The organism is Streptomyces sp. NBC_00670 (assembly GCF_036226765.1).
Classification (GTDB): domain Bacteria; phylum Actinomycetota; class Actinomycetes; order Streptomycetales; family Streptomycetaceae; genus Streptomyces.
This window is the reverse complement of the sequence record NZ_CP109017.1, coordinates 2,568,119-2,591,569: the sequence shown is the minus strand read 5'-3', so window position 1 is coordinate 2,591,569 and position 23,451 is coordinate 2,568,119. Positions and strand designations below refer to the sequence as shown.

General features: G+C 74.4%; 19 protein-coding genes and 1 tRNA gene. 11 read left to right on the top strand and 9 right to left on the bottom strand.

What is annotated here, in order from left to right:
• Nucleotides 1-3: 3 nt before the first annotated feature.
• The 6 genes from OIE12_RS11425 to OIE12_RS11400 form a co-directional block, all read right to left on the bottom strand.
• Nucleotides 4-801: a polysaccharide deacetylase family protein gene (locus OIE12_RS11425; protein WP_443053797.1), complete on the bottom strand. Its 798-nt coding sequence runs from the start codon at nucleotides 799-801 to the stop codon at nucleotides 4-6.
• Nucleotides 785-2,677 (bottom strand): lipid II flippase MurJ, encoded by a 1,893-nt coding sequence (locus OIE12_RS11420; protein ID WP_329134377.1) that lies wholly within the window; start codon nucleotides 2,675-2,677, stop codon nucleotides 785-787. The genes OIE12_RS11425 and OIE12_RS11420 overlap by 17 nt, the downstream gene beginning before the upstream one ends.
• Complete coding sequence (locus OIE12_RS11415; RefSeq protein ID WP_329141858.1) at nucleotides 2,674-4,014, bottom strand: O-antigen ligase family protein; 1,341 nt, start codon at nucleotides 4,012-4,014, stop codon at nucleotides 2,674-2,676. Before OIE12_RS11415 ends, OIE12_RS11420 begins: the two co-directional genes overlap by 4 nt.
• Before the next feature lie 105 nt (nucleotides 4,015-4,119).
• Nucleotides 4,120-5,697 carry a sugar transferase gene (locus OIE12_RS11410; protein ID WP_329134375.1) on the bottom strand — a complete coding sequence of 526 codons (1,578 nt, stop codon included), beginning with the start codon at nucleotides 5,695-5,697 and terminating at the stop codon, nucleotides 4,120-4,122.
• Nucleotides 5,694-7,154: a glycosyltransferase gene (locus tag OIE12_RS11405; RefSeq protein WP_329134373.1), complete on the bottom strand. Its 1,461-nt coding sequence runs from the start codon at nucleotides 7,152-7,154 to the stop codon at nucleotides 5,694-5,696. Before OIE12_RS11405 ends, OIE12_RS11410 begins: the two co-directional genes overlap by 4 nt.
• Nucleotides 7,155-7,194: 40 nt before the next feature.
• Nucleotides 7,195-8,448, bottom strand: a complete 1,254-nt coding sequence (locus OIE12_RS11400; protein WP_329134371.1) for a DUF3344 domain-containing protein — start codon at nucleotides 8,446-8,448, stop codon at nucleotides 7,195-7,197.
• Between the two features lie 223 nt (nucleotides 8,449-8,671).
• Here OIE12_RS11400 and OIE12_RS11395 point away from each other — a divergent pair, with 223 nt between their 5' ends.
• From OIE12_RS11395 to OIE12_RS11370, 6 genes are all read left to right on the top strand, one after another.
• Complete coding sequence (locus tag OIE12_RS11395) at nucleotides 8,672-8,911, top strand: chaplin (RefSeq protein WP_030379910.1); 240 nt, start codon at nucleotides 8,672-8,674, stop codon at nucleotides 8,909-8,911.
• A gap of 229 nt (nucleotides 8,912-9,140) precedes the next feature.
• A complete protein-coding gene (locus tag OIE12_RS11390) occupies nucleotides 9,141-10,004 on the top strand; it encodes a hypothetical protein (protein ID WP_329134369.1) in 864 nt (287 codons plus the stop codon).
• Between the two features lie 278 nt (nucleotides 10,005-10,282).
• The gene (locus tag OIE12_RS11385; RefSeq protein WP_329134367.1) at nucleotides 10,283-10,591 is read left to right on the top strand and encodes a hypothetical protein; all 309 of its coding nucleotides are present in this window, start codon (nucleotides 10,283-10,285) and stop codon (nucleotides 10,589-10,591) included.
• 112 nt (nucleotides 10,592-10,703) lie between these two features.
• Nucleotides 10,704-11,225: a hypothetical protein gene (locus OIE12_RS11380; protein ID WP_329134365.1), complete on the top strand. Its 522-nt coding sequence runs from the start codon at nucleotides 10,704-10,706 to the stop codon at nucleotides 11,223-11,225.
• Between the two features lie 136 nt (nucleotides 11,226-11,361).
• The gene (locus OIE12_RS11375) at nucleotides 11,362-11,919 is read left to right on the top strand and encodes a tyrosinase family oxidase copper chaperone (protein WP_329134362.1); all 558 of its coding nucleotides are present in this window, start codon (nucleotides 11,362-11,364) and stop codon (nucleotides 11,917-11,919) included.
• 111 nt (nucleotides 11,920-12,030) lie between these two features.
• Nucleotides 12,031-12,900, top strand: a complete 870-nt coding sequence (locus OIE12_RS11370) for a tyrosinase family protein (protein ID WP_329134360.1) — start codon at nucleotides 12,031-12,033, stop codon at nucleotides 12,898-12,900.
• Between the two features lie 148 nt (nucleotides 12,901-13,048).
• Here OIE12_RS11370 and OIE12_RS11365 read toward each other — a convergent pair whose 3' ends face one another.
• The 3 genes from OIE12_RS11365 to OIE12_RS11355 form a co-directional block, all read right to left on the bottom strand.
• Nucleotides 13,049-13,375, bottom strand: a complete 327-nt coding sequence (locus tag OIE12_RS11365; RefSeq protein WP_329134357.1) for a chaplin — start codon at nucleotides 13,373-13,375, stop codon at nucleotides 13,049-13,051.
• A gap of 208 nt (nucleotides 13,376-13,583) precedes the next feature.
• Nucleotides 13,584-14,549, bottom strand: a complete 966-nt coding sequence (locus OIE12_RS11360) for a D-2-hydroxyacid dehydrogenase family protein (RefSeq protein WP_329134355.1) — start codon at nucleotides 14,547-14,549, stop codon at nucleotides 13,584-13,586.
• A 99-nt stretch (nucleotides 14,550-14,648) separates the two neighbouring features.
• Nucleotides 14,649-14,721: transfer RNA gene (locus OIE12_RS11355), tRNA-Arg, on the bottom strand.
• A 320-nt stretch (nucleotides 14,722-15,041) separates the two neighbouring features.
• Here OIE12_RS11355 and OIE12_RS11350 point away from each other — a divergent pair.
• The 5 genes from OIE12_RS11350 to ettA all read left to right on the top strand — a co-directional run bounded on the left by OIE12_RS11350 (nucleotide 15,042) and on the right by ettA (nucleotide 23,447).
• Nucleotides 15,042-16,652, top strand: a complete 1,611-nt coding sequence (locus OIE12_RS11350) for a dynamin family protein (protein WP_329134352.1) — start codon at nucleotides 15,042-15,044, stop codon at nucleotides 16,650-16,652.
• Between the two features lie 5 nt (nucleotides 16,653-16,657).
• Nucleotides 16,658-19,033: a YfjP family GTPase gene (locus OIE12_RS11345; protein WP_329134350.1), complete on the top strand. Its 2,376-nt coding sequence runs from the start codon at nucleotides 16,658-16,660 to the stop codon at nucleotides 19,031-19,033.
• A 278-nt stretch (nucleotides 19,034-19,311) separates the two neighbouring features.
• Entirely contained in the window at nucleotides 19,312-19,839 is a 528-nt protein-coding gene (locus tag OIE12_RS11340; protein ID WP_329134348.1) for a single-stranded DNA-binding protein, read from the top strand.
• Between the two features lie 357 nt (nucleotides 19,840-20,196).
• Nucleotides 20,197-21,579, top strand: coding sequence for a TQXA domain-containing protein (locus OIE12_RS11335; RefSeq protein ID WP_329134347.1), 1,383 nt, complete (start codon nucleotides 20,197-20,199; stop codon nucleotides 21,577-21,579).
• 203 nt (nucleotides 21,580-21,782) lie between these two features.
• The gene (gene ettA / locus OIE12_RS11330) at nucleotides 21,783-23,447 is read left to right on the top strand and encodes an energy-dependent translational throttle protein EttA (RefSeq protein ID WP_030379928.1); all 1,665 of its coding nucleotides are present in this window, start codon (nucleotides 21,783-21,785) and stop codon (nucleotides 23,445-23,447) included.
• Nucleotides 23,448-23,451 lie beyond the last annotated feature (4 nt).

Below are 23,451 nucleotides of genomic sequence, written 5' to 3'. Positions count from 1 at the left end.
CGGTCACACCCCCTCGGCGGGGCGGCGGCGCCACCGGTGCAGCCGGCGCTTGAGCGCCAGCCGCAGCGGCGTGTCGCGCTCGCCGACGTGCAGCCGCGGCAGCGCGAACGGCCCGGTCAGCGGACCGGGGTCGATGGCGCACCCGTACACGTACCCCGCGTCCCGTACGGCGTCGGCGACCCGGCGGTCGACCGTCCCGTACGGGTAGCAGAAGCCCGGCACATGCGCCCCGACCAGCTCCGAGAGCACCGCCCGGCTGTCCGCGACCTCGGCGCGCAGCGTCTCGTCGTCGACGCGGGTGAGGTCGAGGTGGGTGAGCCCGTGCGAGCCGATCTCGATGCCGTCGGCCGCGGCGGCCTCCCGGATGCCGTCCGCGTCGAGGAGCGGCTTGCGCGGGCCGAGCGGATCCCAGGCGTTGTCGCCGCCGAGCCGGCCGGGCAGGACGTAGAGGGTGGCGCCGCAGCCGTGCCGGCGCAGCAGGGGCAGCGCGGCGGAGACGAAGTCGGCGTACCCGTCGTCGAACGTGAGCCCCACGAGCCCCGCGCCCGCGCCGCGCGCGCGGGCGGCCAGCAGCTCGGCCACGCCCACCCCGCGCAGACCCCGGCGGCGCAGCGCGCCGAGCTGCTGGTCGAGGCGCCCGGGGGAGACGGTGACGCGGTACGGGTCGTCGGAGCAGTCGCCCACCGAGTGGTACATGGCGATCCACGGCACGGCGGGGGCGGCCGTCCGGGGATCGTGGACGGCGCGGACGGCGGACGTGGCGGGCGCGGCGGTGCGCGTGGCGTCAGCGGGCACGGACATGGGCGAGCCTCCGGGTGACGGAGCGGGTGACGGAGCGGACGGCGGGGGCGACCGCCTGGGCGCCGAGCGCCCAGGCGACCAGGACGAACACGACGGCCACGACCACGGAGCCGACGGCCAGGCCCAGCACGGGCGAGTCCACGCGGCTCGCGCAGAACGTGCCCAGCGCGGCGGCCACCAGCGCCGCCCGCACCGGCCTGCCGATCTCGGTGAGCACCGCGCGGATCCGGACCGGCACGCTGCGCGCGCCCATCCCGTACAGCAGGACACCGGCGCTGAGCGTGACCCCGGCCGCGTTGGCGGCGGCGATCCCGCACACCCCCCAGGAGCCGACCGTCAGCACGCCGAGCCAGGAGGTGACGGCGACGCCCGCGGCCATCGCGAACATCGGGTACCAGGTGGGCCGACCGCCGGAGAAGTACGAGCGGGCCAGCGCGCCCACCAGCGTGTGCCCGAGCAGCCCGAGCGCGTACACCCGCATCACGGCGGCGGTGGCCTCGGTGTCGCGCGCGGTGAACGCGCCGCGCTGGAAGAGGAGTTCGATGATCTGCGGGGCGCACGCGACCACGGCGGCGGCGCCCACCAGGACCGTGCACGACACCAGCGCGAGGTCCCGCTCCACGCGCCCCCGCGCACGCTCGGTGTCACCCTCGGCCAGCGCCTGCGCCACCACCGGGAAGGTGACGGTGCACAGCATCAGCGCGATCACCATCGGCATCTGGGCGACCTTCTGCGCGTAGTTGAGGTGCGAGATGGCCCCGGCGGGCAGCGAGGAGCCCAGGAACCGCTCGACGAGCACCTGCGACTGCCGGGCCAGGGCGAACATCAGCACGGTGGAGATGGCGGCGAGGTCGACGGAGGAGCGGAGGGGGCCGACCGGTTCGGCGGGGGCCCGGTCGTCCGTGTCGGCCGGCTTGTCCGTGTCGGGCCCGTGGGTCCTCCCGGCCGCATGGGTCGTCCCGGCCGCATGGGTCGTCCCGGTCGCATGGGTCGTCCCGGTCGCATGGGTCGTCCCGGTCGCACGGGTCGCCTCGGCCGTCTCGGTCGCGGGGGACGGGGCGGCCGCCGTCCCCGCCTCCCCCGCCCGCAGCCGGCGCCACAGCGACGGCACCTGTACGGCCGCCATGAGCAGGCCGCCGGCCGCCACCCCGGCCGCTGCCGACCGCACGCCCCAGTCGGCACCGAGCAGGAACATCGCCGCGATGATGGCGGCGTTGTAGGCGACGTAGATCGCGGCCGGTGCCACGAACCGCCGGTGGGCGCGGAGCGCCGCGCTGCAGTACCCGGCCAGCCCGAAGCTCAGGACACAGGTCGCCGTCAGCCGCGTGCAGTCCACCGCGAGCCCGGGGTCGGGCAGTCCGGGCGCGAGCGCCGCGACCAGGTACGGCGCCCCGACGATCAGCAGCGCGGACACGGCGAGGAACGCCGGTACCAGGCGCGGCAGGGTCGTGCGGACCAGCGCGCGCACCGGATCGTCCGCGCCCCCTTGCGCCCTGCGCGCCAGCGCGCGGCTGAACGCCGGTACGAGGACGAACGCGAGCCCGTCCTCGATCAGCAGCGTCGCCGCGAACTCCGGGACCGTCCAGGCCACCAGGAACGCGTCCGTCTCCGGCCCGGCGCCGAACAGCCGGGCGAGCGCCTGGTCGCGGCCGAGCCCGAGCACCGCCCCCGCGATCGACAGGCCGATGGTGACGAGGGCGGCTCTGGCGAGGAACCGTCCGGTGGCGGGGCCGAGCCCGGAGGGCTGCGCGTCGGCGGCCGCACGGGCGGTGGGGACGGGCGCGACTTCGGTGGCGTCACCGGCGGCGCCGGCCGTGGCGTCCGCGCCTTCGCGGCTGTCGGCGCCGGTGGCTGCGTGGGGCGGGGTCACCGTCATCGTGCCGCGGCCTCCTTCGGGGACGACGGGGCGTGCGTACGGGGCCGGACGGGCGGGGCGGCCGCGCAGGCCGGGTCGGCCAGCGCCCAGCGGGCCACCAGGCCGAGGCAGACGGCGGTCAGCGCGGTCGAGGGCCCGCCGATGTCGCCGTACGCGAAGTCGATGAGCTGCCAGATCAGCAGCCCGCAGGCGACGAGCGCGCAGTCGAGGGAGCCGGACGCGCCCGGCGTCCCCCGCCGCACCCGCACCAGCCCGCGCACCCCGCACACCAGCAGCGCGAGCCAGCCGCCGACGAGGGTCGTCACGCCGAGCAGTCCCTGTTCGCCGAGCACGAGCAGGTACATGTTGTGCGGCGACAGCAGCGGCTGCTTGCGGAACGCGGCGCCCGCCCCCTCCGTGTCGCTGCCCGAGGAGAGCGCCAACGAGGCGTAGCCGTCCCGGTGTTCGGGGAAGCCCTTGAGGCCGACGCCGGTCAGCGGGTGGTCGCTCCACATGTCGACCGCCGCCGCCCACATCGTGTACCGGTCGGTGACGGACTGGTCCGGCGCGTCCGTGACCTGGCCGATGCTGCTGAGCCGTTCCTGCAGCATCGACGAGCCGACGCCGAACCCGCCCACCAGCACCAGGCCCGCCGCCACCACGACCGCGAGCACCCGCAGCGCCCGCCGTACCCCGGCGAGCAGCAACTGGGCGCCGCAGGCCACGGTGGTCGCGATCCACGCGCCCCGGCTGAACGACAGCGCGAGCGGCGCCAGCAGCGCCAGCGCGCACACCAGGGCGGACACGCGCTGCCGCACGCCCCCGGCGCCCAGCGCGAGCCCGACCGCGCACACCACCCCGAACGACACGACCGCCGCCATCCCCATGACGTCCGTCGCCCCGAAGGTCCCCACCGCCCGGATGTCCTCGCCCCGGTACGAGGCGCCGGTCCCGGTGGCGTACTGGTGCACGCCGAGCGCCCCCTGCCACAGCGCGAGCCCCACCAGCGACCAGGCGAGCAGCCGCAGATCGGCACGGTGCCGCAGCAGCAGGACGACGGCGGCCGGAACGAGCACGAAGACCTGCAGATAGCGGCCGAACCCGGCGAGCCCCTCGCCCGGCGAGGGCGCCCCGAGGGCCGCCGCGGCGAACCCGACGACGGGCAGCCCCAGCACCACCGCCGCGGTGACCGACAGCGGGCGCCGCCGTCGGCGCACGAGCCGGAGCGCGCAGTACACCACCAGCGCCCCCGAGGCGACGTCCGCCGCCGTCGCGCCACCCCCGCCGCCCGGGTCGACGGGCAGCGCGAGCAGCGCGACGACCGCGACCGCGGGCAGCACCGGCGCCACGGCCGCGATCCGGCGGCCGAACCGCGTGCCCGTGAACGGCGGTGGTGCGGCGGAGGGACGGGAGTCCGAGGGGCCCGCGGGGTGGGGAAGCGGCGGGACGACGTGGCTCACCGGTCAGCTCCCCGTCGGACGGACCAGCGCGGCCGCCGTGCGCAGCAGGATGCAGACGTCCTGCCACAGCGACCAGTCGTCGATGTAGGCGTTGTCGAAGCGGGCCCGGTCCTCGATGGACGTGTCCCCGCGCAATCCGCTGATCTGGGCGAGCCCCGTGATGCCGACCGGCATCCGGTGCCGGGCCGCGTAACCGGGGTGGTCCTGGCTGAACGTACGCACGAAGTACGGACGTTCGGGGCGCGGGCCGACCAGGCTCATGTCGCCCCGGAAGACGTTCCACAGCTGGAGCAGCTCGTCCAGCGAGGAGCGGCGCAGGAACCGGCAGAACCGGCTCATCTCCGCCTCGCCCGCCACGCTCCAGCGCGTCGCGGCCTCGTGCGCGTCGGCCGGCCGGTGCGTGCGCAGCTTGAGCAGGGTGAACGGCCGGCCGTCCTTGCCGATCCGCTCCTGCCGGAACACCACGCCGGGCCCGTCGGACAGCCGCAGCACGAGGGCGCAGCCCAGCAGCAGCGGGGAGAGGAACAGCAGCAGGGCGCCGGAGACCAGGACGTCCAGTGCCCGCTTCACCTCGGTGGCGAGGCTCCGGTCGCCGCGGCCGGCAGCGTCGAGCCGCCGGCAGACGAAGCCGGCGAGCCGCTCGGTGCGGTCGCGCGCGCTTCGGGCGTAGGGGGCGCGTGCGGTGTACGGGGCGGCGTGTGCCGGGTGGACGTCGTACGCCCAGGGCGCCGCGTCGACCTCCCACAGGGCGCAGCCGGCCGCGGCCAGTTCACGGGCCGGCGCCAGGTGCTCGGTGCCGAGCGGGGGATCGGCGGGACCGGCGTCGGCGCCGGCGTGCGTGCCCGCGCCCGTGCGCTCACCCGCGCCCCTGACGAAGAGAATCGCGCGCACGCCGTTCTGGATGAACGCCCGCCGCACCTCCTCGCCCGTGGTCAGCACCGGGAGCCCGTCGTCGCCGTCCGCGGACTGCGCCGGGGCGACCACACCGACGGGGCGCAGCCCGCAGCCCGGGTGGCGCAGGAAGGCCGCGGCCACGCGCTGGGCGGTGGCGGCGTCGCCCGCCACCAGCGCGGCGCCCGGACGGCGGACCAGTGTCCGGCGGCGCAGCCAGTGCACGGTGCCGCGGCCCGCGCCGCTCGCGCCGGACTGCAGGGCGCAGCCCAGGACGAGGGCGTGCGCGGAGAACGCGTGCGCCGGAGCGAACGCCGCGGTGAGCGCCGCGAGCGCGCACCAGCTCACCGCGATCCGCCCGCACACCGCGGGCAGTTCGTCGAGCAGGACCGGCACGGCGGGCGGCCGGTGCAGACCGGCGCGCGCGTTCAGCGTCAGGACGCCGAGCAGCAGCGCCCCCGCGAACAGCGGGTGACCGCGGGTCCCGTCCACCACGAGGGCGGCGAGCAGCGCGGCACCGGCGTCCACGGCGAGCAGCAGCGGCGCCGGCAGCCGCCGTACGGCGGGCGGGCGGCCGGCGGGCAGCCGGTAACCGTCGACGGCCTCACGGGGAGGGATGACCGAGACGGGCGAGTGTCCGTACTCCCGCGGCTGTCCGCCGGGGGAGGGAACGGTGCTTTCCGCAGTCACGTGTGGCTGGACTCCCTGCACTCGGTGGCTTCCGCGCCGGTGGTGTGCGCGGCGCGCACGGCGCACGAGGCGCACGGGGCGGACCCGCCGCCCGGGGCGTGATCGGTGCGTCTGGGACGGCGCACGGTCTCCGGGGAGTGCACGGCGCAAACGGCGGCGCACGCCCCGCCGACGGACGCGCCCCGACCCCGCAGGACGCGTAGCCCGGCCACTCCCCGCACGGCCCGTACGCCCGTCACGGCCCGCGCGGCCCCGGCCGTCGGTCCCGTGGCGAGCAGTTCGCGGTAGACCGCCATGACCGCCTCCGCCGTCCGGCGCACGTCGTGCGTGGCCACGACGTGTGCGCGGGCCTCCTCGCCGAGCCGGGCGCGCAGCGGGGGGTCCAGCAGCAGGGCGGCGATCCGGTCGGCCAGCGGTCCCGGCTGTTCGACGGGCACCGGTTCCTGACCCGGCGGCAGGCACTCCCGGGCGCCCGCGACCTCCGTCAGCACGACCGGCCGTCCGCACGCCATCGCCTCCAGCGGCGCCAGCGCCATGCCCTCCCAACGGGACGGCAGGACGACCACGTCGGCCGCGCGGTACCAGGGCACGACCTCGTCCACCGCACCGGCGAACAGCACCGACGCGGGCGCCGAGGCCCGCAGCCGGGCCTCCTCCGGGCCGTCGCCGACCAGTACGAGCCGTGCCCCCGGCACCCGTCGGACCACCGCGGGCCAGGCGCGCAGCAGCACGTCCTGTCCCTTCTGCCGGCACAACCGCCCGACGCAGACGACGAGCGGGCCGTCGGGGCGGCCGGGGGCGTCCGGCTCGGGCGACCCGTGCGGGCCGTCCGGCTCGGCGTCCGCGTCCGCGCCCGCGTTCGCGTCCGTGAGGAGGCCGAGCCCGGCGCGGGCGCCCGTGTGGGGCGCGGGACGGTGGTGTTCGGTGTCCACCCCGTTCGGTACGACACTCCACGAGGCGCGCACCCCGGCACATACGCCCGCCGCGCGCTCCGCCTCGCTGACGCACACCACCCGCGCGGCCCAGCGGGCGCCCCAGCGCTCCCAGCGCACCGACAGCGCCGCCAGCACCCCGTCCACCGCCTCGAACGACCAGGCGTGCGGCTGGAACACGGTCGGCACCCGCCCGCGCACCGCGAGCCGGGCCGCGAGCCCCGCCTTGGCGCTGTGCGCGTGCACCAGGTCCGGCCGCGTCCCGGCGAGTACGCGCCGGAGCCGCCGTACCTCTCCGGGCAGCGCACGCCCCGGCGCGCGGGTCGCCGGCCAGTCGTGCACCTCCGCGCCGAGCGCCCGGAGCGCGTCGGAGAGCCCGGAGCCGTCCGGACAGGCCACGGCCACCCGGAGCCCGGCGGCCCGCTGGGCGCGCACCAGGTCGCGCACCACCCGGGCCACTCCGCCGTCGACCGGCTGGGTGACGTGCAGGACCAGTGGCCCACGGCCGGTTGCTGGCAGGTGCATGCGCGGTTCCTCGGTCACGGACGGCGTCAGGGGGCGCGCGTCACTGCTGGGCATCGACGGCGACGAAGAGCGCCCCGGTCCAGGCCGCGTCGCGTTGTGAAACGATCAGAAAGTCCAACCGGTCACCCCCGTTTCGGGTCGTGCCGCCCAGATCGAGCACGTCCGAGTCGTAGCCGAGGGTGTTCACGGGGCCCGACCGGCGTTGGTCCGGCCTTCTCGGGGCTCCGGCCGGCCGATGCGGCCCGACAAGTCCGGGCGATCCGGTCATTTTTTCCGTCAATCCGTCCGGATCCGCGATGGTCGAGTTGAGTACGTCGGTACGCGGGTTGGCGGAATCACTCAGCACCGTGCGCGCCCCCCGGCGTGCGGATGCGCTCAGTGAGTCACCCGTGCGCCCCCGGTCGCCGTTGTAGGCGACCAGCCCCACGACGCCGTGCGCCCCCGGTGGGAAGGACAGCCGGCGCATTCGCACCAGGGTCCGCGCGCCGGGTGCGAGCGCCTCGAAGCCGTCCCACAGCACCAGGTGCCGCAACGGCTCCGACGCCTTCTCGTACGCCACCACCAGCGTCCAGCCGCCCCAGGAACCGGCCGCCGAACGGCCCTTGGCCACATTGATCTGCGCCACCGTGTACGCGCCCGAGCCGCTCGACCGGACCAGCCCGGTGACGTCCGCCGAGGCCTGGTAGGCGTCCGCGCCGTGCGCCACCCGGTGGCCGACGACGGTGTCCGCGAGCAGCGCCTTGTAGCTGCCGCCCGGCTCGGCGACCAGCACCCGCCCGTTGTCCGCGGGCGGCTTCTGCTCGCCGACACGGAGGTTGCCGCCCCAGTACAGGCGCGCATACGTGACGTATGCCCCCGGCGGCAGACGGAGTTCGGCGCGGCTGGAGTTGTAGGTGTTCGGGTCGTCGTCGACATCGACGTAACCCATGTCGAAGTCGCCGTTGGTGCCCGCGCCGCCCGCGCGCGCGGCGCGGCAGGCGCGGTCGCCGCCCGGGGTGCGGGCGGACCCGGGGCGGCAGGTCACGGCGGTGCCGGCCGCCCGGACGAGGCCGCCGTGGCCCAGGGCGCGGTAGCGCTCGGCGAACGGCACGCGCTGCCGTTCCGGCGCGGGGGCCGGAACCGGAACGGTGGAGGCGGACGAAATGGACGAAGTAGCCGAAGCGGCCGAAGCGGCCGAGGCTACCGGGGCAGGGGGCGGGCCGGGGGCCGCGGTGGCTGCGGGGGCCCAGAGGGCGGTGAGGGCGCAGACACACGCGATCGCGCGGCCCAGGGGATGACCGGAGGAAAAACGCATGACCGGCGTCGCACCCTTCGCGGCTCGTGAGCGGTCTCGAACGGCTCGCCACTGTAGCCACAAGGGGGATGTACCGGATAAAAGCGGCAACTGTGTCGGCCGGGTCAATCTCCGTACCGTCGGAGTTCACCCCATCGGCGGCACAACCCGCGCCGCGGCCACGCGTTGATTCAGCGTCGGGCATCCCGCCCGGCTGTTGTGACAACCCAAGGAGCACTTCTCCATGTCGCGTATCGCGAAGGGCCTGGCCCTCACCACCGTTGCCGCCGCGGCCGTGGCGGGCACCGCCGGCATCGCCGCTGCCGACGCCGACGCCGGGGCCGTCGCCGCCCACTCGCCGGGTGTCGTGTCGGGCAACGCCATTCAGGTTCCGATCCACGTTCCGGTCAACGTCTGCGGCAACACCATCAACGTCATCGGTCTGCTGAACCCGGCGTTCGGCAACACCTGCGTCAACGACTGACGTCCCGACGGACCGACGGACCGGCCGTCCCCTGGCGGGGGCGGCCGTTCCGTGCTGTCCGGCCCCGAATGGCGGTGTGCCGCCGGGAGCCGCCGCAGGTGCTCCCACCAGGGACGACGCCACGTTCCGGGCGCCCGGCGTGCCACTCTGTGTGGTCGACGGGTTGCAGCAGGTCACTACCCCTTTCACGGTGAGCAGAGGATTCGATGCCCCGCTGAAAGGAACGTCCATGCGTGCTCTGCCCGCACGGCACCTCGCGTCCCCGGCACTCTGCGCCGCACTCCTGCTCGGGATCGCCGGACCCGCCGCCGTCGCGGCCGACGGCCAGTCGGCCACGGGTCAGGCGACCACGGGCCAGTCGGTCACGGATCAGGCGGTCACGGATCAGGCGGCAACCGGCCGGTCCGAGTCCGGCTCGTCCGCCTCCGGCCAGTCGCAGGTGCCCGTCCCCGGCGCGGACGCGCTGCTCGGCCAGGTCCGGTCGCTCTCCACCGCCGGCGGTGTGCTGACCCCCGTCACCGACCTGCTCGACACCACCCTCAAGGCGGACAACGGCCAGCTCTCCGCCAAGCGGGCGGCCGAGCTCGGCCGGGCGGCCAAGGACGCCATCAAGAAGGCCGCGGCGGCTCCGTCGACGGTCGCGCAGCCCGCGAAGCCGGCGGAATCGGCGAAGCCCGCCGAGCCCGCGAAGCCGGCCGCATCGGCGAAGCCCGCGAAGCCGGCGACGCCCGCGGCCCCGCCGCTGTCGAAGACCGCCGCCCTCGGGCAGACCCGGGCGCACGGCGACAGGGCGACGCGGAAGGACACCACCCAGGACGCGCTGACGGCTCTGCAGAAGGCGGTCGACGCGCTGGTGAAGGCGTCCACCTCCGGTGACGTCGGCCAGGTGGTGCCGGCCGTCTCCGAGGTGGTGAACAACCTCGTCGACGTACTGATCGCCACGCTCACCGACAGCAGCCTGAGCGACCCGGAGCTGACCGATCCCGACCTGGCCGGTCTCATCCCGTCGGCGAGCGACGTCTCGGCCGTCACGCTCCCGTCGGCCCCGGCGCTGCCGCCGCTGCCGAGCGACCTGATCCTTCCGACGAGTTGAGCGACGGGCGGGCGGGACCGCCCGCACGCCGCCGCCCCGTCATCGCGCCGACCCTGCCGCAGGGTCGGCGCGACGCGTTTGTGCACGGGGCGTTCTTCGCCCGCGTCCCCGAAGGGGCGCACCTGCGAAGGGGCGCACTCCTTGAAGAGGCGCACTCCTTGAAGGGGCGCGGCCCCCGAAGGGGCGCGGCCCCGTTTCCGTGATCCGCAGGGCTCGTTAGGCCGTGCGCACACGCCGTCCGGCGACGTACGCGCGTCGCCGCAGCAGGAAGGAACACGATGAAGTCGTCGAAGTCCCTCAAGGCCGTCGCCGTCGTTGCCGGGTCCCTCGCCGCGGCGGGAGCGGCCACCCCCGCCCTCGCCGCCACGCAGCCCGCCGACTTCGAGACCCCCACCAGCCTCAACGGCGGCGTGGAGAAGGCCCTCAGCACGCGGACCCTGGACCTGCGCCCGCTGCAGCACCAGTCGGACACCCTCGACACCGAGAACGAGGACTCCGTGCTCAACACGGTGAACGGCGTGGCCGACACCCTCAACCGCAACGGCGGCCCCGCCCGGCTCCTGGGCGGCCTCCCGTTGGGCGGCTGACCGCCTGTCGTACTACTGCGTCACCCGGGGGAATCCCGTACTGGCGCCGTCCCCCGGTCGTTACCCGAGACGCAGGCAGCCCCACGCCCATCCGAAAGGGACCGCACCCGACATGAAGCCGACCACCCGAGGAACGCTCGCCGCCGCCATCACCTGTGTGGCCGCCGCCGCGGGAGCCGCCACCGCCGCCACGCCCGCAGCCGCGGCGACCACGGTCCCCGTGCCGCTGCCGCTGGACGGCGTCGAGAAGTCGCTCCACATGGAGATGCCCCACGTCACCGGCGAGCTGCCGGTACCCGTCGCGGGCGCGCCCGAGGGCACCCGGTTCGCCGAGGGACGCCTGCTGCCGGAACGCGCCCTGCCCCGGCTGCCCCTCGGCGGCGGACTGCCCGGCGGCGACCTGCGCGCCCCGCTGCCGCACGTCCTGGGCGACGGCTTCGACCACCTCGGCGTCAGCGCTCCCGCCGCCGACCTGCGCACGGCGACCCCGGGGCTGTCCGTCGACACCCCCCTGGGCCGGCCGGACGCCGCGAACGGGGGCCTGCCCTCGCTGCACGAGCCGCGCGCGGGGCTCGGCACGCCGCTGCTGCGGACGGTGCCGGGCGCGGAGATCGTCACGGGCCCGGGCGCGTAACCGCCCCTCGGACGCGCGCCCCCCGCACATCCCGCGCGCCCCAGCGCCCCCGAGCACCCCACACCGTCGTACTGCCGTATCGCCGTACTGCCGTATCGCCGTACCGCCGCACATGAACGAGGCCGAGGAGAGAGCGTTGGCCGAGAGAACCCGCAGGGAGGCCCTGCGCGCCCTGGCCATGACGGTCGGCGCCCTGGCCCTGGTCCCCGCCGTCACCGCGTCCCGCTGCCGGCGCACGGAGGACCTCGCCGCCGGCCCGCACACCACCGGGGGCGACGGGGGTCAGGGAGCCGACGGGGGCGCCTCGGCCGACGATCCCACCGCTCCCCGGTCCTCCACCGGCCGGCCCGGCGGTCCGGCGGGAACGGCCGGGCAGCGGCGCAGGTTCACGCAGACGTACCGGGGCCGCCGTATCGAGGGCACCTGGGCCGCGCCGAGCCGGGCCGCCCGGGACGGCGCGGCCCACGGCCCCAGCGATTCGAGCGGCGGGGCCGGCGGGGACGGTGCCGGGCGGTGGCACATCACCGTGGACGGCCGTCCGCTGCACCTGATGCGCCGGGCGGACGGCACCTGGATCAGCATGGTCGACCACTACGCGTCGTACCCCACCCCGCTCGCCGCGGCCCGCGGCGCCGTCGACGTGCTCGGCCCCGGCAACCACCTGCGCGACTCCGACACGGCGCACGTCATGTGACGGAGCCGCGCACAGCACCACGCACCACGTCACAGCACGACACAGCACGTCACAGCACCGCCGCCCGGCGCCGGAGGGCGCCGTGGCGTGCCGGGGGAGGGGGAGGACCGGATGGCGGTCCACACACGGAAGAACGTCACGGCGCTGTCCCGCACGGAGCGGCGCCGCCTCGTTGACGCGCTGCTCGCGCTCAAACGGCGCGGCGAGTACGACGAGTTCGTCCGCACGCACATCGACCACTACGTCTCGGACGGCGAGGACGGGCTGCGCACGGCCCACATGACGCCGTCCTTCCTGCCCTGGCACCGCCGGTTCGTACTGGAGCTGGAGCGGGCGCTGCAACGCGTCGACGCGTCGGTGACGGTGCCGTACTGGGACTGGACCCGCACGCGCGACGCGTCCGCCGTGCCCTGGACCGACGATCTGCTCGGCGGGGACGGGCGCCGCTCCGACGGCCGGGTCACCACCGGCCCGTTCGCGTATGCCGGGGGCGAGTGGACGATCCGGGAGAGCGTGACGGACGCCACATATCTGATGCGGGACCTCGGCCGCCACCGCGACCCGATCGGCCTGCCCACGCGTACGGAGCTGGACCGGGCCCTGGCCGAACCCCTGTACGACGTCGCGCCGTGGGACTCGACGTCGGAGAAGGGATTCCGCAACAAGCTGGAGGGCTGGGGGCGGGGGAGCGGCAGTGCGGCCTGGCACACCCACAACCGCGTCCACCGCTGGGTCGGCGGCCACATGCTCGGCGGCGCCTCGGTCAACGATCCCGTCTTCTGGATGCACCACGCCTTCGTCGACATGCAGTGGACGCGCTGGCAGCAGCGGCATCGCGGGGCGCGTTACCTGCCCGCGCGGCAGCCGGGACGCGGGGACGCGCAGCACGGGCGGATCGTGGCCCGGAACGAGCGGATGCCGCCGTGGGACGTGACCCCGGCGGACATGGAGGACGTGAGCCGCCTCTACCGCTACGTGTAGCGGGCCCGCCCGGAAGCGATGCGGCGGGCGTCTTGGGAGGTGTCGGGGCGGGCGTCTCCGGACTGACTCGACGCAAGGCGAAGCCCCCGGCGGTGGGACCGCTGGGGGCTCGCTCAGGTGTCCGGCCGACGCGTGGCCGGGGGCGGAATCAGCCGCCGTAGCCACCGTCGTCGTGGTGCTCGTGGCCCGACTTGCCGTCGTCCTTGGAGTCGTCGGACTTCTTGCCGTCTTCGTCGCCGCCGTTGACGCAGGCGTTGCCGAAGGCCGGGTTGAGGACGCCGATCACGTCGATCGTGTTCCCGCACACGTTGACGGGGACGTTGACGGGAACCTGGATGACGTTGCCGGAGAGGACACCGGGCGACCCGACGGCCGCACCCTGGGCACCCGCGTCCGCCATGGACAGACCGGCGCCGCTGAGCACCACGGCACCCGTGCCGAGGGCGACCGCGGCCGCCTTCGCGATGCGAGACATCACATACTCCTTCGGTGAAAGGGTGAGCACGGTGATCGCCACCGTGCTCACCCTTCAACGCGCCCGCACAGCCCCGGTCACGGCGTTCATCGGGGGATCACCCTTTCCGAACGGAGCCTTGGGCCGGAGGGGCCATTGCGGATGCGCGCACGCCCGCACGGAGTTATAGGGGCCCGCCGGGCGCCGTGCCCTCTTCGGCGCTGCGCGGCTACGCGGGTCCCAGGACGCGTATCGGCTCCCCGGCCAGATAGGCCCGGATGTCCTCCACGGCCTGCCCGTAGTAGCGCTCGTAGTTGGCCCGGCTGACGTAGCCGAGGTGCGGGGTGGCCAGCAGGCGCGGGGCGGAGCGCATGGGGTCGTCGGCAGGCAGCGGCTCGCTGTCGAACACGTCGACGCCGGCCCCCGCGATACGGCCCTCGCGCAGGGCGGCGAGCAGCGCCTCCTGGTCGACGAGACCGGCGCGCGAGGTGTTGACCAGGTACGCCGTCGGCTTGAGGAGGGCGAGTTCGGCGGCGCCGAGCAGCCCCCGGGTGCGCTCGCTCAGCACGAGGTGCAGCGAGACGAAGTCGCTCGTGCGGAGCAACTCCTCCTTCGACGCGACACGTTCGACACCGACCTCGTCGGCACGCTCCTGGGTGAGGTGCCGGCTCCAGGCGCTCACCCGCATCCCGAACGCGAGCCCGACCCGGGCGACCCGTTCGCCGATCTTCCCCAGCCCCAGCAGCCCGAGCCGCTGCCCGTGCAGATCGGCCCCGAGGGTGCTCTGCCAGGGGCCGCCCGCGCGCAGGGCGGCGTTCTCGGCGACGAGACCGCGGGCCAGCCCCAGCAGCAGCGCCCAGGTCAGCTCGACGGGCGGGGTGGGCGAACTGGCCGTCCCGCACACGGTCACCCCGTGCGCCTCGGCGGCGGCGTAGTCGATGACGCTGTTGCGCATGCCGGAGGCGACGAGCAGTCTCAGCCGCGGCAGCCGGCCGATCACCGACCCGGGAAACGCGACCCGCTCCCGCAGCGTGACGACGATGTCGAAGCCGTCCAGCGCCGCCACGAGCGCGTCCTCGTCGGCGAAGTGCTCCCCGAAGGACACGACCTCGACGTCATCGGCGAGCCCCGACCAGTCGACGACGGAGGTCGCCACTTGCTGGTAGTCGTCCACCACCGCACACCTGAGCCCCACCAGGCCCCCTTCCCGATCCCTTGCACCACACCATAAGGGCCCCCACCGACAACACCCCCGAACAGCAAAAACGCCCTCCCGAAGGAGGGCGGAACGCAGCGCCCCCGGCAGGACTCGAACCTGCGGCCAAGCGCTTAGAAGGCGCCTGCTCTATCCACTGAGCTACGGGGGCCGATGTGGTGGCCTGTGTCGTGGTGCCCGGGTGTGGGGCGATCCGTGACCTCGCCGGGGACAAGGATAGGGCTCCCGAGCCCTTGTCCCTGTTGCTTCGCCTCCGTGGCTCGATGTGGAGGTTCGGTGAAGCGGGTCCGATAATCGCAGGCAGGTACGAATCCTGCATCGCTTTTGGCCGCTCGCGCATCGGGTGTTGTGCACTCGTTATGCCTGGACTGTGCCTGTGTCCCGGTCGTCCTTTCCGTCCCGTGTGTCCAATCGGCGCGCAGAACCAGTTATATGCTTCAGAAAGGCTGCAAAATTGGGCATTCTTCACATGTGGTGACCTTGGACGTACGGCCCCAGCTGCTCGACGCACTCTCCGCCCTGCGCGACCGTGTGGCCGCCGCACGCTTCCCGCTCCCCCTCGCGGGAGCGCCACGCGCGCGTGCGAACCGGGACGAACTCCTCGCGCAACTCGACGACTATCTGGTGCCCCGATTGCGTCAACCAGAGGCGCCGTTGCTTGCCGTGGTGGGCGGTTCCACCGGCGCCGGAAAGTCGACGCTCGTCAACTCCCTGGTGGGGCGCAAGGTCAGTGAGGCCGGCGTCCTGCGGCCCACCACCAGGACCCCCGTGCTGGTGTGCCATCCCGAGGACCACCACTGGTTCAGCGGCATGCGCGTCCTGCCCCAACTCGGCCGCGAATGGCTGCCCCGCGCGGAGACCGGCGACGACGACCTGCCCCCCCTCGCCGACCAGGACCAGCGCGTGCTGCGCATCGAGACCGCCGAGACCCTGCCGCCCGGGCTCGCCCTCCTCGACGCCCCCGACATCGACTCCCTCATCGCCGGCAACCGCACGCTCGCCGCGGAACTGATCTGCGCCGCCGACATCTGGGTCATGGTCACCACCGCCGCGCGGTACGCCGACGCCGTCCCCTGGCACCTGCTGCGTACCGCCAAGGAGCAGCGGGCCACGCTCGTCACCGTCCTGGACCGCGTCCCGCACCAGGTCGTCTCCGAGGTGTCGCGGCAGTACGCCGCCCTCCTCACCAAGGCCGGACTCGGCGACGTGCCCCGCTTCACCGTGCCCGAACTGCCCGAGTCCGCCTGGGGCGGCGGCCTGCTGCCCGCCACCGCCGTCGCGCCGCTGCGCACCTGGCTCACCCATCTCGTGCAGGACCCGGCCACCCGGACCGCCGCCATGGCCCGTACTGCCCACGGAGCGCTCGGCTCCCTCGACTCCCGGCTGCCCGAACTGGCCGGCGCCGCCGCCGCGCAGTACGCCGCCGCGCTCCGGCTCACCGCCGCCGTCGACGGAGCCTACGACAGCGAGTACGCGCGCGTGCGGGGCCGTCTGCAGGCCGGCGCCGTGCTCGCCGGTGACGCGCTGAAGCGGTGGCGCAGCTTCCCCCTGGACTGCACCGCCCGGGAACTGCTCGACGCCCTGGTGGAGAGCCTCGGCGCGCTCCTGCTGTGCGCCGTCACCGCCGCCGACGAACGCATCGACGAGGCCTGGCGCCTCGAACCGGCCGCCGACGCCCCCGAACTCTCCGGGCGCGACCCCGCCGCCGACCACACCGAGCACCGGATCGGCCTGGCGGTACGGCGCTGGCGGCGCGTCCTGGAGGAGTACGCCGAGGAGGAGGCGCGCGACCTCGACCGGAGCGTGGCGCCGGACGCCGAGGTGGTGGCCGCCCTGGTCGCCACCGCGCTGCTCGGCGGACGCAGGGCGCGCTCCGCGGGTGAGCGGCTGGCCGAGCGGATCGGCGCCCACGGAGCCCTGCGGCTGCGCGACCGGGCCGCACGGCTGCTCTCCGACTACGTCGACAGGGTGCTGCACACCGAGCGGGAGCGCCGGCTCGCCCCGCTCGACGCCCTGGAGGTCCATGCCGAGCCCCAGGCGGAGCTCATCGCCGCGCTGTCCCTACTGCAGAAGGAGAGGTGACCGGGGTGACCGCCGTCACTGACCGCACGGACCACGCCCCAGAACGGCCCGGAGCACCCGGCGACCCGGGGCGCCCGGACGGCGATCCCTCGGAGAACCGGGCAGGCCGGGAGGCCGCGCCGGACGCCGTACGGACGAGACCGGAGGAACTGGAGCGGGAGGAATGGGAGCGGAAGGAGCGGGAGCAGACGGAGCGGGAGCACGGCGTGCTGCAGGACCGGGGCGGGGACCGACACGGGGACGACGGTGACGGCGGGGAGGGAGACAACGGCGACGACAAGGGCGTGGACGACAACAAAGGCGTGCACGACGACGGTGTGCACGACGGCAAAGCCGCGCGCGTCGACAAGGGCGCGCGCGTCGACAAGGGCGCGCACGACGGCAAGGGCGCGCGCGACAGCGGGACGGAAGCCTCCGGCGACCCCCGCGCGCACATGGCGCTCCAGCGTGCCCAGCCCGACTTCCGCAGGTCGTCGGAGAGCTCCCGGCCGGGCGGTCGTACGACACCTGGGGGACGGCCTCCCGCGCCCGAGAACCGTCATCCCTCGCCCGAGGACCGTCATTCCGCGCCCGGGGGACGTCCTTCCGAGCCCGCGCCCGAGGACGGCGACGACGGTGACGCCTGGGACGACGGGCTGATCGCGCGGCGGGTGACCGAGAAGAGCGCCGCCCAGGAGACGCCGTCCGTCGTGGAGACCAGGAGCAGCGCCGCACGGCGGCCCGCCCCGCTCGCCTACGACGGCCGACTGCGGTCGCGCCTCGACGCCCTGCGGGAGCTCGTCGGACTGTCGCGCACCCGGCTGGACAGCCGCACGCTCTCCGAGGCGAGCCGTGTCCTGGAGGAGGCGGCGGCACGCCGCAGGCTCTCCGGGCAGCACACCGTCGTCGCCCTGGCCGGCGCGACCGGCAGCGGCAAGTCGGCGCTGTTCAACGCGCTCGCCGGGGTTGCGATCTCGGAGACCGGGGTGCGCCGGCCCACCACCGCCGCACCCATCGCGTGCAGTTGGAGCGACGGCGCCGCGGCGCTCATCGACCGGCTCGGCATCCCCGGGCGGCTGCGCAGACGCCCCGTCCAGGGCCCCGACGGCGACCCGCAACTGCGCGGCCTCGTTCTGGTGGACCTCCCCGACCACGACTCGGCGGCCGTGGAGCACCGTGAGCAGGTCGACCGCGTCCTGGCGCTCGTCGACGCCGTCATCTGGGTCGTCGATCCGGAGAAGTACGCCGACGCCGTCCTGCACGAGCGCTATCTGCGGCCCATGGCGGGCCACGCGGAGGTCATGTTCCTCGTCCTCAACCAGGTGGACCGGCTTCCCGGGGAGGCCGCCGAACAGGTGCTCGACGATCTGCGGCGGCTGCTCGACGAGGACGGCGTCGCCCTCGGGGAGTACGGCGAACCGGGCGCGACCGTGCTTCCGGTCTCCGCGCTCACCGGTGACGGCATCGGGGAACTGCGCGAGGCGCTCGGGCAGTTCGTGGCCGAACGCGGCGCCCCGGGCCGCCGGGTCTCGGCCGACGTGGACGCGGCCGCCGCGCGGCTGCGGCCGGTGTACACCACGGGGCTGCGCGCCGGGCTCAGCGAGAACGCGCGCGACGAGTTCGCCGCGCGGCTCGCGGACGCCGTGGGCGCCACCGCGGCGGGCGAGGCGGCCGAGCGGGCCTGGCTGCGCAACGCCAACCGGGCGTGCGGAACGCCCTGGTTGCGGTTGTGGCGCTGGTACCAGGACCGGCGTGAACCCCCGACGGGGCGGCTCCCGCTGCGTGCCCCCGCGGACGAGGAGGCGACCGCGCGGCAGCGCGTCGAGCAGGCGGTACGGACCGTGGCGGACCGGGCCGCGGCCGGGCTGCCCTCGGCCTGGGCGCAGGCGGTGCGCGAGGCCGCCGTGCGCGGGGCGCACGGGCTTCCGGAGGCGCTGGACGCGCTGGCCGTGCGCGCCGGTGCGCCGCCCGGGCGCCCGCCGCGGCCGGGCTGGTGGCCGGCGGCGGTACTGGCGCAGGCCGCGATGACCCTGCTGCAAGTGGTCGGTGGGTTGTGGCTGCTCGGTCAGATCATCGGATTCATGTCGCCCAACCTCGGTGTGCCGGTGCTGCTGATGGCGCTGGGCATCGTCGGCGGTCCGGTGGTGGAGTGGAGCTGCCGGATGGCGGCACGGGGGCCCGCGCGGCGGTACGGACTGGAGGCGGAACGCAGGCTGCGGGAGGCGGCCGCCGGGTGCGGACGGGCCCGGGTGCTGGACCCGGTGGCCTCGGAGCTGCTGCGCTACCGGGAGGTCCGCGAGCAGTACGCCAGGGTCACGGGACCGGCCGGGGTGGCGGGCACGGTGGGCACGGTGAGTGCGACGGGTGCGACGGGGGCCGGGGCGGGGGACCGGGCGAGGTGAACGGGCGCCGCGCGAGGTGAACGGGGGCCTCGCGAAAGGGGGGGGGGACGGCAACCGTGGGGAGGCGGGCTCACTCGTCCGGGTGACGGAGATGTCCACAGCCCGGCGGTCGTCCACAGCCCTCAGCAGGATCCGGCCGGCGGAGGCAGTCTGAATCCCGCGGCGCTCGCGACGGAGGCGGGCAGCCGCGGCAGACACCACCGTGCGGGAGGGACCCGTGCGTGGATCCGCCGCCCCGCCGGCCCTCGCCGGCCGGGGCGGTGAGGGAGGGGTACGACATGAACGAGACGACTGTGTGCGTGGTCGGCAACGTCGCCACGCAACCGGTGTTCCGCGAGTCCGCGACCGGCGCGTCGGCGCGCTTCCGGCTGGCGGTGACGGCGCGGTACTGGGACCGCGAGAAGAGCGCGTGGGTGGACGGCCACACCAACTTCTTCACGGTGTGGGCCCGCCGGGCACTGGCCACCAACGTCGGCGCGTCCCTGTCGGTGGGCGATCCGGTGCTCGTGCAGGGCCGGCTGAGGGTGCGCACGGAGCAGCGCGACGGACAGAACTGGGCCTCCGCGGACCTGGACGCGAGCGCGATCGGCCACGACCTGGCACGGGGCACGTCGGCCTTCCGACGGGCGTCGAGGCCCGAGACACCCCAGGGAACAGCGGCACAGGAAGCGGGGGCACAGGGGGCCGGAACGCAAGGGGCGGGGGCCCAGCCGGAGCCCGTCTGGGAGGCGGAACCGGCCGGCGCCGCGGCGGCGGATCCCGGGCCGGGGGCCCAACAGCGGCCGGTGGCCGCCGGGGTGACGTGAGGTCGGCACAGGTGGCCGGGGCGGCGGCGTGCGCCCGGTAAAACCTCGATAAGTCCTCGATAAGCGCAGCTCACGCACAACCTGTGGACGGGATAACGATTCCGATTCGGATCAGCCGCGCGAGGAGGTGACCGGGAAGAGTGGCGTCCCCGCGTCCTTAGGATGCCGGGCATGGCTCACGGGGCTCGTGAGGCGCCGGCGGGACCGCTCCCCGCCCACGTCAAGGAAGCCTCGTACTAAGGGGGACTGGTTGTGAAGTCAGCGTTGTCCGTGGTGCCGGGGTTGGCGGGGCTGTCCGCATGGACGGGAACGCTGTCCGCACGCGGTCGGCGGGCCGTGCGAGCGGTACTGCCGCGGATGTCCGCGCGTCTCGCCGCCGTGACCCTGGTGTCCGGGCTGGTGACCGCCGGAGCGCTGGCGGGTGCGGGCTCCGCCGTCGCCGAGGAGAGCACCCGCGGCGAGGGCGGCGCCACGGCGACGATCGGCGGCCTCAAGACCTACGGGGACGCGGTCATCCACGGCACGGACGGCGACCGGCAAGTCTCTGCGGGGCTCTTCGAGATGTCCGTCGAGGGCGGCGGCATGCTGCAGACGTACTGCGTCGACATCGACAACCCCACGCAGAAGGACGCCAGGTACCAGGAGACACCCTGGAGCGGCACCTCACTGGGCGCCAACAAGGCCGCCGGCCGGATCCGCTGGATACTGCGGAACTCCTACCCCCAGGTCAACGACCTCGCCGCACTCGCCGCCAAGGCCGGCGTCAAGGGCCTCACCGAGCAGGACGCGGCGGCCGGCACCCAGGTGGCCATCTGGCGGTACTCCGACGGCGCCGACGTGGAGGCGCTCGACCCGCAGGCGGAGCGGCTCGCGGACTACCTGGAGAGTAACGCCCGCGACGTGGCCGAGCCGCAGGCCTCGCTGCGCCTGGACCCGCCCGCCGTCTCCGGGCACCCGGGCGAGCGGCTGGGACCGGTCACCGTGCACACCACCGCCGACAGCGTCACCGTGACACCGCCGGCCGCCGCCACCGCGAACGGGGTGACGGTGGTCGACAAGGCGGGGAAGCCGGTCACCTCGGCCGCCGACGGCAGCCGGATCTACTTCGACGTGCCCGACGACACGGCGGCCGGCTCGGCCTCGCTGACCGTCCAGGCCTCCACCAGCGTGCCGGTCGGCCGGGCCTTCGTCTCCGACAGCCGCAGCCAGACCCAGATCCTGGCCGGCTCCAGCGAGTCGACGGTGTCCGCGACGGCGACGGCCAACTGGGCGGAACAGGGCGCGATACCCGCGCTGTCGGCCCGCAAGAACTGCGCCGAGGGCGGGCTCGACATCACCGCCGCCAACCAGGGCGACAAACCCTTCACGTTCACCCTGATGGGCACCGAGCACGGCATCGGGGCCGGCGGCAGCGAGACGGTGACGGTCCCGCTGCAGGAGGACCAGGCGTACGACTTCACCATCAAGGGACCGCACGGAGTCGACAGCCGCTTCGAGGGCATCCTCGACTGCGCGACCGAGACCGCCGAGAGGAGCGCCGTGGGCGGTGAGTCGGTGCAGACGCTGAGCGAACCGAGCCCGGCGACGGCCGGCGGCACCACGGACGTGACCAACCTCGCGGAGACCGGCGGCTCCGACACGACCCCGCTGATCGCGGGCGTGGCGATCGCCCTGGTCGTGGTCGGCGGCGCGGTCCTGGTGCTCCTCGGCCGCAGGAAGAACCCCACCACCCGGCATTGACCGGCAGCACCTTGGCAACTGCACAGTGATCCAGAGGCCGGCCCCGGACCGCCGCCCGGGGCCCCGGCACCCCCCTGGGCCGACCGGCGTCGAAGGGCCAGGTCAGCGCCCGCTGACCCCACTCGTTTTCTTCCAGGGGCGGCGGTGCGGCAAGATGGGTGTGTCTGCCCACTGCCAGATTTCAAGCTGCCGGACGGTTTCTCTTGGCTGAGTTCATTTACACCATGCGCAAGGCGCGCAAAGCGCACGGCGACAAGGTGATCCTCGACGACGTCACCCTGAACTTCCTGCCGGGGGCGAAGATCGGCGTCGTCGGTCCGAACGGTGCCGGTAAGTCCACCGTCCTCAAGATCATGGCGGGCCTCGAGCAGCCGTCGAACGGTGACGCCTACCTCTCGCCCGGGTACACCGTGGGCATCCTGCTGCAGGAGCCCCCGCTGAACGAGGAGAAGACGGTCCTGGAGAACGTCCAGGAGGGCGTCGCCGAGATCAAGGGCAAGCTCGACCGGTTCAACGAGATCGCCGAGCAGATGGCGACCGAGTACACCGACGAGCTCATGGACGAGATGGGCAAGCTGCAGGAGCAGCTCGACCACGCCAATGCCTGGGACCTCGACGCCCAGCTCGAGCAGGCCATGGACGCGCTGGGCTGCCCGCCCGGCGACTGGCCCGTGGTCAACCTCTCCGGTGGCGAGAAGCGCCGCGTGGCGCTGTGCAAGCTGCTCCTCGAGGCCCCCGACCTGCTGCTCCTCGACGAGCCCACCAACCACCTCGACGCCGAGTCGGTGAACTGGCTGGAGCAGCACCTCGCCAAGTACGAGGGCACCGTCGTGGCCGTCACCCACGACCGGTACTTCCTGGACAACGTCGCCGGGTGGATCTGCGAGGTCGACCGCGGCCGGCTGCACGGCTACGAGGGCAACTACTCCAAGTACCTGGAGACCAAGGCCGCCCGCCTCAAGGTCGAGGGCCAGAAGGACGCCAAGCGGCAGAAGCGCCTCAAGGACGAGCTGGAATGGGTCCGCTCCAACGCCAAGGGACGCCAGGCCAAGTCCAAGGCCCGCCTCGCCCGCTACGAGGAAATGGCCGCCGAGGCCGACAAGATGCGGAAGCTGGACTTCGAGGAGATCCAGATCCCGCCGGGGCCGCGCCTGGGCAGCGTGGTCGTCGAGGTCGACAAGCTCAACAAGGCCTTCGGCGAGAAGGTCCTCATCGAGGACCTCAGCTTCACCCTCCCGCGCAACGGCATCGTCGGCGTCATCGGCCCGAACGGCGCCGGCAAGACGACGCTGTTCAAGATGATCCAGGGCCTGGAGGAGCCGGACTCCGGTTCCATCAAGGTCGGCGAGACCGTCAAGATCTCCTACGTCGACCAGAGCCGCGAGAACATCGATCCGAAGAAGACGCTGTGGGCCGTCGTCTCCGACGAGCTGGACTACATCAACGTCGGACAGGTGGAGATGCCCTCCCGGGCGTACGTCTCCGCCTTCGGGTTCAAGGGGCCGGACCAGCAGAAGCCGGCCGGCGTGCTCTCCGGCGGTGAGCGCAACCGCCTCAACCTCGCGCTTACCCTCAAGCAGGGCGGCAACCTGCTGCTCCTCGACGAGCCGACCAACGACCTCGACGTCGAGACGCTCTCCAGCCTGGAGAACGCGCTGCTGGAGTTCCCCGGGTGCGCCGTGGTCGTCTCCCACGACCGGTGGTTCCTCGACCGCGTGGCCACGCACATCCTCGCCTACGAGGGCGAGTCCAAGTGGTTCTGGTTCGAGGGCAACTTCGAGTCCTACGAGAAGAACAAGATCGAGCGCCTGGGTGCCGACGCGGCGCGCCCGCACCGGGCCACCTACAAGAAGCTGACCCGGGGCTGATCGA